Here is a 14283-nt window from a genome sequence, read left to right as displayed (position 1 = left end):
CATGCGTATCGCAGCCTCGCCCATTGATCTCAACCCGAGCACCAAGGCCGATCCCGCCAAGATCGACAAGGTCTCACGTCAGCTCGAAGGACAGTTCGCGCAGATGCTGGTCAAGAGCATGCGCGATGCGAGCTCTGGCGACCCGATGTTTCCGGGCGAAAACCAGATGTTCCGCGAGATGTACGACCAGCAGATGGCCAAGGCGCTGACCGACGGCAAGGGGCTGGGCCTGTCGGCGATGATCTCCAAGCAGTTGAGCGGCGACACCGGCGGCCCGGCGTTGAATACCTCGCTGAGCACCGCCGATGCCGCCAAGGCCTATTCGCTGGTGGCCGGCAAGCGCGATGCCTCGTTACCGCTGCCGAGCCGCGATGGCGCGGCGACCGGCGTCGGCGCAAGCACCGGTAGCGCTGCAGGCATCGGCGCAGGCGGCCTGGGCGGCATCGGCATGAGCCAGGTGCTGGATCTGATCGCCGGGCGCACCGGCAGCAGCGATGCCGGCAGCGACGATGCGGCCGCGCTGAGCTGGCCCTCGGCCAACGATCGCTGGAGCGATGTGGCGGCCAGCGATGCCGCCGACGCCAACGCCGCGGTCAATGCGAGCGCGGCGAGCAGCGCGGCCGCCAGCCTGGGCGAGCGTACCCCGGAAGGCTTCGTCGCCAAGATCTGGACGCATGCGCAGAAGGCCGCGCGCGAACTGGGCGTGGATCCGCGTGCATTGGTCGCGCAGGCTGCGTTGGAAACCGGCTGGGGCCGGCGCGGCATCGGCAATGGCGGCGACTCCAACAACCTGTTCGGCATCAAGGCCACCGGCTGGAGCGGTGACAAGGTCACCACCGGCACCCACGAATACGTCAATGGCGTCAAAACCACTGAAACCGCCGATTTCCGTGCCTACGGCTCGGCCGAGGAGAGTTTTGCCGACTACGTGCGGCTGCTGAAGAACAACAGTCGCTACCAGCCCGCGCTGCAGGCCGGCACCGATATCAAGGGTTTTGCACGCGGCTTGCAACAGGCTGGATACGCCACCGATCCGGGCTACGCGGCCAAGATCGCGGCGATCGCCAACGGTCCGACCATCGACCGTGCGGTAGCCGCGATCGGCAACGCGGCGGCCGACCTGTCCAACCGCTATGCCAGCACCGCCGAGCCTGCTGGGCTCGGCACCATCCGTCGTTGAGGTAAACGCCCATGTCCATCATGTCCACCGGGACCAGTGCGCTGATCGCCTTCCAACGGGCGTTGTCGACCGTTAGCCATAACGTCGCCAACATCAATACCGAAGGCTACAGCCGCCAACGTGTGGAATTTGCAACGCGCACGCCCACCGACATGGGCTACGCGTTCGTGGGCAATGGCGCCAAGATCACCGACGTGAGCCGGGTGGCCGACCAGCTGGCCACCTCGCGCCTGCTCGACAGCGGCGGCGAGCTGTCGCGGCTGCAGCAGCTGTCCTCGCTGTCCAACCGCGTCGACAGCCTCTACTCCAACACCGCCACCAACGTGGCCGGGCTGTGGTCGAACTTCTTCGACTCCACCAGCGCGGTCTCGTCCAATGCCTCGTCCACCGCCGAGCGGCAGAGCATGCTCGACAGCGGCAACTCGCTGGCCACGCGCTTCAAGCAGCTCAACGGGCAGATGGACAGCCTGAGCAACGAGGTCAACAGCGGCCTGACCTCCGCGGTGGACGAGGTCAATCGCCTGACCCAGCAGATCGCCAAGATCAACGGCACCATCGGCAACAGCATCGACAGCGCCTCGCCGGACATGCTCGACCAGCGCGACGCGCTGGTGAGCAAGCTGGTCGGCTACACCGGCGGCACTGCGGTGATGCAGGACGGCGGCTTCATGAATGTTTTCACCTCCGGCGGCCAGGCCCTGGTGGTGGGAACCACCTCGTCCAAGCTGACCACCGTCGCCGACCCGTATCAGCCGAGCAAGCTGCAGGTGGCGATGCAGACCCAGGGCCAGAATGTCAGCCTCAGCGCCAGCTCGCTGGGCGGGCAGATCGGCGGGCTGCTGGAATTCCGCAGCAGCGTGCTGGAACCGACCCAGGCCGAACTCGGTCGCCTGGCCGTGGGCATGGCCAGCACCTTCAACGCCGGTCACGCGCAAGGCATGGATCTGTATGGCGCGATGGGCGGCAATTTCTTCAACATCGGCTCGCCCACCACCGCCGCCAACCCCGCCAACACCGGCAGCGCATCGCTGAGCGCCAGCTTCAGCAACATGTCGGCGGTGGATGGGCAGAACGTCACGCTCAGTTTCGACGGCACTGCGTGGAAGGCCACCAATGCCAGCACCGGCTCGGCGGTGCCGCTCAGCGGCACCGGCACCCCGGCAAATCCGCTGGTGCTCAACGGCGTCAGCCTGGTGGTCGGCGGCACGCCGGCCAACGGCGACAAGTTCCTGCTGCAGCCCACCGCCGGGCTGGCCGGCACCCTGTCGGTGGCCATCACCGACCCCTCGCGGATTGCCGCGGCTACCCCGGTCAAGGCCACCGCCACGGTCGCCAACCTGGGCACCGGCAAGATCAGCGACGTCAAGGTCACCAATGCGCAGAACCCGGCGCTGCTGACCCCGTCGTCGGTGGAGTTCATCGACGCCAACCAGTACACCATCGACGGCACCGGCCCGTTCGCCTACACCGCCGGCCAGACCATCAGCGCCAACGGCTGGAGCTTTGCGCTGGACGGCGCGCCCAAGGCCGGCGATACCTTCGGCGTCGGCCCCACCGGTGCCGGCTCCAGCGACAATGGCAACGCCAAGTTGCTGGCCAATCTCGACGATGCCAAGGCGCTCAGCGGCGGCACGGTCACGCTTAACGGCGCGCTGTCGGGCCTGACCACCTCGGTGGGCTCGGCCGCGCGTGCGGCCAGTTATGCCTCGGACGCGCAGAAGGTCATCAACGACCAGGCGCAGGCCAGCCGCGACTCGATTTCCGGCGTCAACCTCGATGAGGAAGCCGCCAACATGCTGAAGCTGCAGCAGGCCTACCAGGCCGCCGCACAGATGATCTCCACCGCCGACACCATCTTCCAAGCCATCCTGGGTGCCGTACGCTGATGACCGACCGTATCTCCACCAGCATGATGTACAGCCAGTCGGTGTCGTCGATGACGGCCAAGCAGTCCCGGCTGAACCAGATCCAGGCCCAGCTCACCAGCGGGCAGCGCCTGGTCACCGCCAAGGACGACCCGGTCGCCGCCGGCACCGCGGTCGGCCTGGATCGCGCACTGGCCGCAATCACCCGCTTTGGCGAGAACGCCAACAACGTGCAGAACCGCCTTGGCCTGCAGGAAAATGCCCTGTCGCAGGCCGGCGACAAAATGGCGCGCGTCACCGAATTGGCGGTGCAGGCCAACAACTCCTCGCTCAGCCCCGACGACCGCAAGGCGATCGCCTCGGAACTGACCGCCCTGCGCGACAGCATGGTCAGCCTGGCCAACAGCACCGACGGCACCGGGCGCTACCTGTTCGGCGGCACTGCCGATGGCAGCGCACCGTTCATCAAGAGCAGCGGCGGCGTCACCTACAACGGCGACCAGACCCAGAAACAGGTCGAAGTGGCGCCGGACACCTTCGTCAGCGACACCCTGCCCGGCAGCGAAATCTTCATGCGTATCCGCACCGGCGACGGCACCGTGGATGCGCACCCCAACGCTGCCAACACCGGCACCGGATTGCTGCTGGACTTCAGCCGCGACTCCAGCACCGGCAGCTGGAACGGCGGCAGCTACAGCGTGCAGTTCACCGCCGCCGACACCTACGAGGTGCGCGACAGCAGCAATACGGTGGTCGGTACCGGCACCTACAAGGATGGCGAGGACATCAACGCGGCCGGCGTGCGCATGCGTATCAGCGGTGCACCGGCGGTGGGCGACAGTTTCCAGATCGGTGCCTCCACCACCAAGGACGTGTTCTCCACCATCGACGACCTGGTCGGCGCGCTCAACTCCGACACGCTGACCCAGCCGCAGAAGGCGGCGATGATCAACACGCTGCAGTCGTCGATGCGTGACATCGCACAGGCCTCGTCGAAGATGATCGATGCGCGCGCCTCCGGCGGTGCGCAGCTGTCAGCGATCGACAACGCCAACTCCCTGCTCGAGTCCAACGAGGTCACCCTCAAGACCACCCTGTCGTCGATCCGCGATCTGGACTACGCCTCGGCGCTTGGGCAGTACGAACTAGAGAAGGCCTCGTTGCAGGCCGCTCAAACGATTTTTCAGCAGATGCAGTCGTCGTCGTTGTTCAACCTGATCCGCTGATTGCAGCAGAAAACCCGCGTTTTCTGCACTCCTGCGCGCCAGCACTTGCGCAGGCCGACGGAGTTTATTCGTCGAAAGTTATACCAACGCTAAAGATCTACGGGGTGCTGCCGAATAAACCAAACCCCTTGATACACAACGCTTCCGTATTTCGTCCCGCAGCAGAAAGACAGTAAAAAAACACTGGATTTCGCTAAAGGTTCCCGACGCAACGCCGTTATTCATCTCAGCAGCGGCAACGGCCAACTTGATGGCCCCCCTGCGGAGGCTCCGGGCAAGTCCCCCTTGCCGGAAAAATCGCTTAGGAGAAATCAAAATGGCACAGGTAATTAACACCAACGTAATGTCGCTGAACGCTCAGCGGAACCTCAACACCAGCAGCGCGAGCATGTCGACGAGCATCCAGCGTCTGTCCTCGGGTCTGCGCATCAACAGCGCCAAGGACGACGCCGCAGGTCTGGCGATCTCCGAGCGCTTCACCACGCAGATCCGCGGCCTGGACGTTGCCTCGCGCAACGCCAACGACGGTATCTCGCTGGCCCAGACCGCCGAAGGCGCGATGGTCGAAATCGGCAGCAACCTGCAGCGTATCCGCGAGCTGTCGGTGCAGTCGTCCAACGCCACCAACTCGCCGACCGACCGTGACGCGCTGAACTCCGAAGTCAAGCAGCTCACCGCCGAAATCGACCGCGTCGCCAACCAGACCAACTTCAACGGCACCAAGCTGTTGAACGGCGACTTCTCCGGCGCGCTGTTCCAGGTCGGCGCCGACGCCGGCCAGACCATCGGCATCAACAGCATCGTTGACGCCAACGTCGATTCGCTGGGCAAGGCCAACTTCGCTGCCGCCGTTTCCGGCGCTGGCGTGACCGGCACCTCCACCGCGTCGGGCTCGATCAGTGGCATGAGCCTGTCGTTCAAGGACGCCAGCGGCGCGGCCAAGAGCGTCACCATTGCAGACGTCAAGATCGGCGTCGGCGAGAGCGCTGCCGACGTCAACAAGAAGGTGGCTGCGGCGATCAACGACAAGCTCGACCAGACCGGCATGTACGCCTCGATCAAGACCGACGGTACGGTGCAGATCGAATCGCTGAAGGCTGGCCAGGACTTCACCTCGCTGACCGCCGGTACTTCCAGCGCCGCAGGCATCACCGTCGGCGCCGGCATCACCACTGCCTCGGCCGCTTCCGGCTCCACCGCCTCGACCCTGAGCACCCTGGACATCTCCACGTTCTCCGGCGCACAGAAGGCCCTGGAAATCGTCGACAAGGCGCTGACCGCGGTCAACTCCTCGCGCGCCGACATGGGTGCGGTGCAGAACCGCTTCACCTCCACCATCGCCAACCTGAGCGCAACCTCGGAAAACCTGTCGGCCTCGCGTAGCCGTATCCGCGACACCGACTACGCCAAGGAAACCGCCGAGCTGACCCGCACGCAGATCCTGCAGCAGGCCGGTACCGCGATGCTGGCCCAGGCCAAGTCGGTTCCGCAGAACGTGCTGAGCCTGCTGCAGTAATCGGCAGCGCTTCGCAGCACGTCCAGAGCCCCTCTTCGGAGGGGCTTTTTTGTGGCCGCAGATTTCTTCGCCCGAGATTTGGCGCGAACGCGCAGCACGCTTTCCTGGCGCGGGTTTTTTGACGCATCCCGCCGGCATGGAACTTGCACTACCCAAACTCGTGAGCGAAACGGGGTCGCTGCCGCTAAAGTCCTGGCGGATGCGGCCGATACCCGTCTCGTAATCCCATGCGTCCATCCTTGCTTGGACGCCCAGACGAGGAATGCAACATGGCATCGGTGATCAGCACTTCCGGCTCCAGTCTGGACATCCCAACTGTGGTGTCCACCCTGGTTTCCCGGCAGAAAGACCCGGAGCAGGCGCGCATCAACAAGGCCGGGACCGCCGCGACCACGCAGCTGTCGGCGATCAGCCAGATCAAGAGCAGCATGACCACGCTCAAGTCTGCGCTGGACAAGGTCATCAGCAGCGCCGACACCAACGCCTACAAGGCGACGGTGCCGACCGATGCCGGCTTCACCGCCACCACCACCAGCTCGGCCGCGCCGGGCAACTATTCGGTGGAAGTGGTCTCGCTGGCCAGCGCGCAAAAGCTCGCCTCCGGCGCGTTCGCCGCCGATGCCACGGTCGGCAGCGGCACGCTGACCATCGGATACGGCGACAAGAGCATCACCGTGGACATCAGCGGCACCGACAAGCTCACCGATATCGCCGCCGCCATCAACAAGGCGGCCGGCGGCAAGGGCGTCACCGCCAGCGTGGTGACCGCCAACGACGGCCAGCACCTGGTGTTCAACGCGGTCGACACCGGTACCAAGGGCGCATTGACCGTCAGCGCCAGCGACCCCAGCCTGAGCAGCCTCACCTATGGCCCCGGCGTCAGCGGCGGCCTGACCCAGTCCGTGGCCGCGACCGATGCGCTGGTGCGCGTGGACGGCTTCGAACGCACCTCCAGTTCCAACACCGTCACCGACATCGTGCCGGGCGTGGTGCTCAACCTCACCAAGGCCGCCGAAGGCACCAAGGTCACATTGGGCGTTGCGGCCGACACCAGCGGCCTCAAGGCCAATCTGACCGCGTACGCGGCCGCCTACAACACCGCCAACACCTTGCTGGCCAAGAGCAGCGCCTACGACCCCACCACCAAGACCGCCGCGGCGTTGACCGGCGACTCGCTGGTGCGCGGCCTGCAGCAGCAGTTGCGCGGCCAGGTCAGCGGCAACCTCACCGAACTCAAGTCGCTCGGCCTGACCATCGACAAGGATGGGGTGATGAGCTTCGATGGCGGCAAGTTCGACACCACCATCGCCGCCGACGGCGGTGCCGCCGCCGAGGTGCTCGGCAAGGACAGCAAGTTCGGCTCGGCCATGACCAAGCTGCTCGACAGCAACGTCAACGCCAACAACGGCACCCTGACCCTGCGTTCGGACAGCCTGAACAAGCAGATCAAGGGCTACGAGGATGACCTGGATGACCTCGACGCGCGCATGACCAAGCTCAGCGATCGCTACACCGCGCAGTTCACCGCGATGGAAACCATGATCAGCAAGCTGCAGAGCAGCACCAGTTCGCTCAGCAGCCTGCTGACGAGCTGATTTCCGTGATGAGGATCCTCAAGTCCCGCAATGGTCTTGCCGATACAAGAAGGGCCTATCGTGATTTCGGCCTTGCCTTCCGGCAGGAGCGTCGTCGCAGGAGCGCAGCGCTCCGGGACCAACGAAGGTCAGCCCATTGAGGAGTCATCCATGTACGGTTCCAATCGTCAGTATGCCGAGCAATACCGCAAGGTCGGCGTGTCCACCAGCGTGACCGAAGCCGACCCGCACAAGCTGGTGTCGCTGCTGTTCGCCGGCGCCTGCCAGCGCATCCGTCTGGCCCAGGCCTGCCTGGCGCAGGGCGACCAGGCGCGCAAGGGCAAGGCCATCGGCGAAGCCTGCGCGATCGTCGGTCACTTGAACGGATCGCTCGATCACGAAGCCGGTGGCGAGATCGCTGGTAACCTGTCGGCGCTCTACGACTACGTGATGCAGCGGCTGACTGCCGCCAACCTGCACAACGACGAAACCGCGTTGACCGAAGCGCTGGAACTGCTCAGCGAAATCGACTCGGCGTGGAATTCCATCCCCCTGGACCAACGCGGCCTTTCCGCCGCTTCGTGAGTCATACCATGCATAGCGCGCAGAGCCTTCAAGCCGAAATTGCCGACATCCGCCTGGCCATGGCGCAGGAAGAATTCGAGGTGATGCCGTTCATGCTGGATGCTCACGATCTGCACCTGCGCGAGTACGCGCAGCAGGCGGACCTGAGTCAGGACCGCGACGCGTTGCAGACGTTGCAGGTGATGCAGCAGGACCTGATGCGGATGATGCTCGAGCGTCGACGCAAGCTGCTGGATCTGATCCGCGCGCAGCGCACGTCCTCTACGGCCAGCCGCGCCTACGCACGGATCGGACGGATCTGATGTCCGCGCTCGGCACACTCGCGCCATCGGCCGATGCCGCGCTGTTCGCCGACACGCTCAGCTGCGAAGTGCGCCTGCCGGCCGGCTTCCGTGCCGGCAGCGACGCCGGCTCGCACAGTGCCGCAGAAACCCTGCTGCGCAGCCTGGGCCAGGTGGAAGACCTGCGCAGCGAAGACACCAGCGAAGACCGTGGCGAGCTGCCGCTGCTGGTGCAGCGCATGGACGCCAAGCTCGACCTGATGCTGGCCCTGATCGGCCGCCTGGTGCAACAGGGCGACACCGGACTGATCCAGGCGAACGTGCACTGGTCGGTGCGCGGAATCCGCCTGAGCTGCGCAAGCAGCCACCCGCCGGGCACCCTGGGGAGCGTTTGCCTGCAACCCTCCGACTGGCTTCCTGAACTGGTACAGCTTCCTGCCGAGGTTCTGGCAAGCGCAAGCGATGGCCACGATCACTGGCTATGGCTGCGGTTTGCGCCGCTTTCCCCAGGCTTGCAGGAGGCGCTGGAACGTCATCTGTTCCGTTTGCATCGCCGTCAGATCGCCGACGCCCGCCGCCAGCGCTGATAGCGCCTGTTGGCGCGGGGCGCCGGGTCGGCTAAGGTGCCCTTTACTGAAAAAAGGTCTCTTCTGCGCCGTGCGAGTCATCATCGTCGACGATCACACCCTTGTCCGTGCCGGCCTGTCCAGGCTGCTGCAAACCTTCGCCGGCATCGATGTCGTGGGTGAGGCCAGCAACGCACAGCAAGCCCTGGACATGACATCCCTGCACCGGCCTGATCTGGTGTTGATGGATCTGTCCCTGCCTGGCCGCAGCGGCCTGGATGCCATGACCGATGTATTGCGCGCGGCGCCGCGCACGCATGTGGTGATGATGTCGATGCACGACGACCCGGTGCACGTGCGCGACGCGCTCGATCGCGGCGCGGTCGGCTTCGTGGTCAAGGATGCGGCGCCGCTCGAGCTGGAATTGGCATTGCGTGCAGCGGCGGCCGGCCAGGTGTTCCTGAGCCCGCAGATTTCGTCCAAGATGATCGCGCCGATGCTGGGCCGGGAAAAACCGGTCGGTATCGCTGCCTTGTCGCCGCGCCAGCGCGAGATCCTGCGCGAGATCGGCCGCGGCCAGAGCAACAAGGAAATCGCCGCCGATCTCGGCATCAGCGTCAAGACGGTGGAGACCCATCGCGCGCGCATGATGGAATCGCTCGGTTGCCGGCGTGCCAACGACCTGGTGTTGCTGGCCGCCAAGCATCACAACGAACTGGTCTGAGCAAACCGCTGCGTCGACCGGAAACGGCCGCCAGCGACGAAAACAGTGACGGGATTCCGGCGGGCACGCTTGAGTCCGTATTGAACGTCAGGGAATTCCCCACGCCCTGTCAGGAAAATCACGAATTGCCTCACGCGATTCCCTGATTAGAAACCCGTCGCTTTGTCCTGCAAGATGCGTTCCATCGCTGCCACGTGCGGCGCCTTCCGGAAGCGCTTCGATGAAGACGACCATTTCCGCCCAGCTTGGCCAGCAACTGCACCTGACCCCGCAGTTGCTGCAGTCGATCCGTCTGTTGCAATTGGACGGCATGCAGTTGGAACTGGAAATCCGTCGCGCGCTGGAAACCAATCCGCTGCTGGAACTGGAAGAACTGGCAGACAGCGACGCCGCCGCGACCAGCGACGATGGCGCGTCCGATGTCGCCGCCTTCGATGAACTGCCGGAAAGCACGATGTGGGACGTGCAGAGCAGCAGCTGGAACGGCGACGACGACGACCGCATGCAGCGCGTGGCAGCCGGCGAATCCACCGACCCGCACGTGCGCATCCTGCGCGATCTGGCGCTGGACCTTGACGAGGCCGCATTGGGGGCCGCCGCGTTCTGGCTGGAGCAGACCGACGACGCCGGCTATCTGAGCGAGGCCCTGGCGACGCTGCAGCAGCTTGGCGCCACCCGTCTTGGTATGACCGTGCAGGCAGTGGAAGCGGTCCGTCAGCGCCTGCTGCACGGCGACCCGGCCGGCCTGGCCGCCTGCGACCTGCGCGAGTGCCTGCAGGCCCAGCTGGGCGCCCTGCCCGGCCGCGTGCCGGCGCGCCATCTGGCCGCGCGCATCCTTGCCGGCGACCTGGACCTGTTGGCGAGCCACGACTATCCGGTGCTGGCGCGCGCACACGATGCCGAGCTGGACGATGTGCGCGAAGCGGTACGGCTGATCCTGTCGCTGCAGCCGCGCCCCGGCGATGACCTGTTGCAGGAGAGCAACGCCAGCGTGATTCCGGACGTGCTCGCCTGGCATGCCGATGGCAGCTGGCGAGTGGCCTTGAACCCGGCCACCACGCATCGGGTGAGTATCAACCCCGTGCATGAGCGCGCACTGGCCGAGGCCGGCGACGCCGCCCAGCCGCTGCGCGACATGCTGCAGGAAGCGCGCTGGCTGACCCGCGGCCTGTCGATGCGCTACGAGACCCTGCTGCGCGCCACGCGCGCCATCGTCGAACGCCAGGCCACCTTCCTGGTGCGCGGTGAAGAAGCGATGGCACCGCTGACGCTGAAGGAAATTGCCGATGAGATCGGCATGCACGAATCGACGATTTCGCGCATTACCACCGGCAAATACATCCAGACCCCGCGCGGCACCTTCGAGCTCAAGCACTTCTTTGCTGTACGTCTGGAAGGCGCCAGCGTCTCCGGCCAGGCAGTCAAGGCGATGGTGCGGCGACTGATCGAAAGCGAGCCGGCCGGGCGGCCGCTGGCCGACGAAGCCATCGCCGGGCTGTTGTCGCGCCAGGGCGTTAATATCGCCCGTCGAACTGTGGCCAAGTACCGCGAACAACTCGACATCGCCCCGGCACGCGAGCGCCGCCGCACCAACAAACCGCTGCTTGCCCGGGCAGGATAAGGACTACTATGAGCAAACTCACCGTGCTGCTGGTCGACGACCACGAGGGCTTCATCAACGCTGCGATGCGTCATTTTCGCAAAGTGGAGTGGCTCGATATCGTGGGCAGTGCCGCCAATGGACTGGAAGCGATCGAGCGCTCTGAGTCGCTGCGCCCCAATGTCGTGCTGATGGACCTGGCCATGCCGGAGATGGGCGGGCTGCAGGCAACGCGTCTGATCAAGACGCAGGACGATCCGCCGTATATTGTCATCGCGAGCCACTTCGACGATGCAGAGCATCGTGAACATGCTCTTCGCGCGGGTGCTGACAATTTTGTTAGCAAGCTGTCCTATATCCAGGAAGTCATGCCAATCCTGGAGGGCCTGACGGAAGGAGCCAGGAATGAGTGAGTCCCGCATTCTGTTGATCGACAGCGATGCCGTGCGCGCCGAGCGCACGGTCTCGCTGCTCGAGTTCATGGACTTCAATCCCCGCTGGGTCACCGACGGCGCCGACATCAATCCCGGCCGCCATCGCCACGACGAATGGATGGCGGTGATGGTGGGCTCGGCGCAGGACGCTGCACAGGCCGACAAGTTCTTCGACTGGCTGGCCGATGCCAAGCTGCCGCCACCGGTGCTGCTGATGGAAGGCAGCCCGAGCGCGTTCGCACAGGCCCATGGCCTGCACGAAGCCAATGTCTGGACGCTGGACACCCCGTTGCGGCATACGCAGCTGGAAGCCCTGCTGCGCCGTGCCAGCCTCAAGCGCCTGGACGCCGAGCACCAGGCCGGCGTGCAGCAGGACACTGGCCCGACCGGCAACAGCGAGGCGGTGACCCGCTTGCGCCGCTTGATCGACCAGGTGGCAGCCTTCGACACCACGGTGCTGGTGCTGGGCGAATCGGGCACCGGCAAGGAAGTCGTCGCGCGCGCCATCCATCAGCATTCGCCGCGGCGCGACGGGCCGTTCGTGGCGATCAACTGCGGCGCGATCCCGCCGGATCTGCTGGAAAGCGAGCTGTTCGGTCACGAAAAAGGCGCCTTCACCGGCGCGCTGAGCACCCGCAAGGGCCGCTTCGAAATGGCCGAGGGCGGCACCCTGCTGCTGGACGAAATCGGCGACATGAGCCTGCCGATGCAGGTCAAGCTGCTGCGCGTGCTGCAGGAGCGCAGCTTCGAGCGTGTCGGTGGTGGCCAGACCATCCGTTGCAACGTGCGCGTGATCGCCGCGACCCACCGCAACCTGGAAACCCGCATCAGCGACGGCCAGTTCCGCGAGGACCTGTTCTATCGCCTCAACGTATTCCCGATCGAGATGCCGGCGCTGCGCGAACGTGTCGACGACCTGGCCATGCTGGTGCAGACCATTGCCGGGCAGCTGGCACGCACCGGACGCGGCGAAGTGCGCTTTGCCGACGAAGCCCTGCAGGCGCTGCGCAGCTACGACTGGCCGGGTAACGTGCGCGAGCTGACCAACCTAGTGGAGCGCCTGGCGGTGCTGCATCCGGGCGGACTGGTACGCGTGCAGGACCTGCCGGCGCGCTACCGCGGTGATTTTGCCGCGGCCGTGCCGGTCGAGCTTGCGCCCGAACCGGCGCTGGTTGCCGCCCCCGTCGAAGACATCGCGCTGCCGGGCAATGTGGTGACCTTGCCATCCACGTCAGCCGATGACGAGCCGGCGACCAGCTCCAGCCTGCCCGACGATGGCATCGATCTGCGTGGCCACATGGCCAACATCGAGCTGGCGCTGATCAACGAAGCGCTTGAACGCACCCAGGGCGTGGTGGCGCATGCAGCGCAGCTGCTCGGCCTGCGCCGCACCACGCTGGTGGAAAAGCTGCGCAAGTACGGCATCGATCGCGAGCAGACCGAGCTGGCGAACTGAGCGGGCCGGCCTCACGGCCCGGCTTGCTGGCATAGCGCTTGCTTCAGCAGGATTGCCCCGTCCGCAGCCGTCGGCTGCGGCGGAATCCCGACATTCACCAGCACCTGCCGAGGCATTGATGCCCATCCCTGTCACCAGTCCGCTGCTGCCGCCGCTGGAAGAATTTCTGCCCTATCTGGAGCAGATCTGGTCCAGCCGCATTCTCAGCAATGGCGGTGACATGCATCACGCGCTCGAACGCGCGTTGTGCGAGTACCTGGGCGTGCCGCACCTGGCCTTGCTGACCAACGGCACCACCGCGTTGATCACCGCGCTGCAGGCGCTGCGCATCACCGGGGAAGTCATCACCACGCCCTACTCGTTCGTGGCCACTGCGCATTCGCTGCTGTGGAAAAGCATCACCCCGGTGTTCGTGGATATCGACCCGGTGACGCTCAACATGGATCCGTCCAAGATCGAGGCGGCCATCACCCCGCAGACCACCGCCATCATGCCGGTGCACTGCTACGGCACCGCCTGCGATACCGCTGCGATCACGCGCATCGCCGACATCTACAACCTCAAGGTGATCTACGACGCGGCGCATGCCTTCGGCGTGCGCGATGAGGGTGGCTCGATCCTGCGCCATGGCGACCTGAGCGTGTTGAGCTTCCATGCCACCAAGGTGTTCAACACCTTCGAAGGTGGCGCCATCGTCTGCCCGGACGAAAGAACCTATCAGCGCATCGGGCATCTGAAGAATTTCGGCTTCGTCGATGAGACCACGGTGGTGGCGCCGGGTATCAACGGCAAGATGAACGAGATCAGCGCAGCCTTCGGCCTCCTGCAGCTCAAGCACATCGATCACGCCATCGCCCAGCGCAGCGCCATCGACGCACAGTATCGGCAACGATTGAGCGATGTTCGCGGCGTGCGCTGCGTGGCACGGCCCGATCACGCCAGTGCCAACTACGCGTACTTTCCGATCCTGGTGCAGGACGACTACCCGCTGTCGCGCGATGCGCTGTACCAAGTGATGCGCGAGCACGCCATCCTGGTGCGGCGATACTTCTATCCGTTGATCAGCGACTTCCCGATGTATCGCGCCCTGCCCTCCTCGGCGCCGGCATGGCTGCCAGTCGCGCGTTCGGTGGCCGCACAGGTCTTGTGCCTGCCGATCTTTCCTGGCCTGACCCGCGACCAGGTCGATACCATTGCCGATCTGATCGCCCGCGCACAGGCAACATGATCGCAACACGCTGCAGCTGCATTTCAGACTCCCATCTCTTCAACAGGC

General features: G+C 65.2%; 13 protein-coding genes. All 13 read left to right on the top strand.

All coding sequences use genetic code 11. The features are described from left to right. Nucleotide 1: 1 nt before the first annotated feature. A complete protein-coding gene (flgJ, locus tag ABQY74_RS10190; RefSeq protein WP_053045464.1) occupies nucleotides 2–1180 on the top strand; it encodes a flagellar assembly peptidoglycan hydrolase FlgJ in 1179 nt (392 codons plus the stop codon). 11 nt (nucleotides 1181–1191) lie between these two features. Beyond that, nucleotides 1192–3066 carry a flagellar hook-associated protein FlgK gene (gene flgK, locus ABQY74_RS10185; RefSeq protein ID WP_104645698.1) on the top strand — a complete coding sequence of 625 codons (1875 nt, stop codon included), beginning with the start codon at nucleotides 1192–1194 and terminating at the stop codon, nucleotides 3064–3066. Then, nucleotides 3066–4271, top strand: coding sequence for a flagellar hook-associated protein FlgL (flgL, locus tag ABQY74_RS10180; RefSeq protein ID WP_126968855.1), 1206 nt, complete (start codon nucleotides 3066–3068; stop codon nucleotides 4269–4271). The genes flgK and flgL overlap by 1 nt, the downstream gene beginning before the upstream one ends. 316 nt (nucleotides 4272–4587) lie before the next feature. Further along, nucleotides 4588–5787, top strand: a complete 1200-nt coding sequence (locus ABQY74_RS10175; RefSeq protein ID WP_024939608.1) for a flagellin — start codon at nucleotides 4588–4590, stop codon at nucleotides 5785–5787. Nucleotides 5788–6056: 269 nt separating this feature from the next. After that, the gene (gene fliD / locus ABQY74_RS10170; protein WP_104574275.1) at nucleotides 6057–7382 is read left to right on the top strand and encodes a flagellar filament capping protein FliD; all 1326 of its coding nucleotides are present in this window, start codon (nucleotides 6057–6059) and stop codon (nucleotides 7380–7382) included. A 150-nt stretch (nucleotides 7383–7532) separates the two neighbouring features. Further along, nucleotides 7533–7946 carry a flagellar export chaperone FliS gene (fliS, locus tag ABQY74_RS10165; RefSeq protein WP_039527382.1) on the top strand — a complete coding sequence of 138 codons (414 nt, stop codon included), beginning with the start codon at nucleotides 7533–7535 and terminating at the stop codon, nucleotides 7944–7946. Nucleotides 7947–7954: 8 nt separating this feature from the next. Beyond that, the gene (locus tag ABQY74_RS10160) at nucleotides 7955–8248 is read left to right on the top strand and encodes a hypothetical protein (protein ID WP_039527384.1); all 294 of its coding nucleotides are present in this window, start codon (nucleotides 7955–7957) and stop codon (nucleotides 8246–8248) included. Then, the gene (locus ABQY74_RS10155; RefSeq protein WP_047128673.1) at nucleotides 8248–8814 is read left to right on the top strand and encodes a PilZ domain-containing protein; all 567 of its coding nucleotides are present in this window, start codon (nucleotides 8248–8250) and stop codon (nucleotides 8812–8814) included. Before ABQY74_RS10160 ends, ABQY74_RS10155 begins: the two co-directional genes overlap by 1 nt. A gap of 70 nt (nucleotides 8815–8884) precedes the next feature. Next, nucleotides 8885–9517 (top strand): response regulator transcription factor, encoded by a 633-nt coding sequence (locus ABQY74_RS10150; RefSeq protein ID WP_003482986.1) that lies wholly within the window; start codon nucleotides 8885–8887, stop codon nucleotides 9515–9517. A 220-nt stretch (nucleotides 9518–9737) separates the two neighbouring features. Next, on the top strand, nucleotides 9738–11138 hold the full coding sequence (gene rpoN / locus ABQY74_RS10145) for an RNA polymerase factor sigma-54 (RefSeq protein ID WP_349791298.1): 1401 nt from the start codon (nucleotides 9738–9740) through the stop codon (nucleotides 11136–11138). Between the two features lie 8 nt (nucleotides 11139–11146). Then, a complete protein-coding gene (locus tag ABQY74_RS10140; RefSeq protein WP_016904817.1) occupies nucleotides 11147–11530 on the top strand; it encodes a response regulator transcription factor in 384 nt (127 codons plus the stop codon). Continuing rightward, a complete protein-coding gene (locus ABQY74_RS10135) occupies nucleotides 11523–13007 on the top strand; it encodes a sigma-54 dependent transcriptional regulator (RefSeq protein WP_349791296.1) in 1485 nt (494 codons plus the stop codon). The genes ABQY74_RS10140 and ABQY74_RS10135 overlap by 8 nt, the downstream gene beginning before the upstream one ends. A 118-nt stretch (nucleotides 13008–13125) precedes the next feature. Beyond that, nucleotides 13126–14235: a DegT/DnrJ/EryC1/StrS aminotransferase family protein gene (locus tag ABQY74_RS10130; protein ID WP_104600546.1), complete on the top strand. Its 1110-nt coding sequence runs from the start codon at nucleotides 13126–13128 to the stop codon at nucleotides 14233–14235. Nucleotides 14236–14283: the final 48 nt, after the last annotated feature.

Source organism: Xanthomonas sp. WHRI 7064, assembly GCF_040202355.2.
GTDB classification, from domain to species: Bacteria; Pseudomonadota; Gammaproteobacteria; order Xanthomonadales; family Xanthomonadaceae; genus Xanthomonas; species Xanthomonas arboricola.
This window is presented reverse-complemented; position numbering and strand designations above follow the sequence as displayed.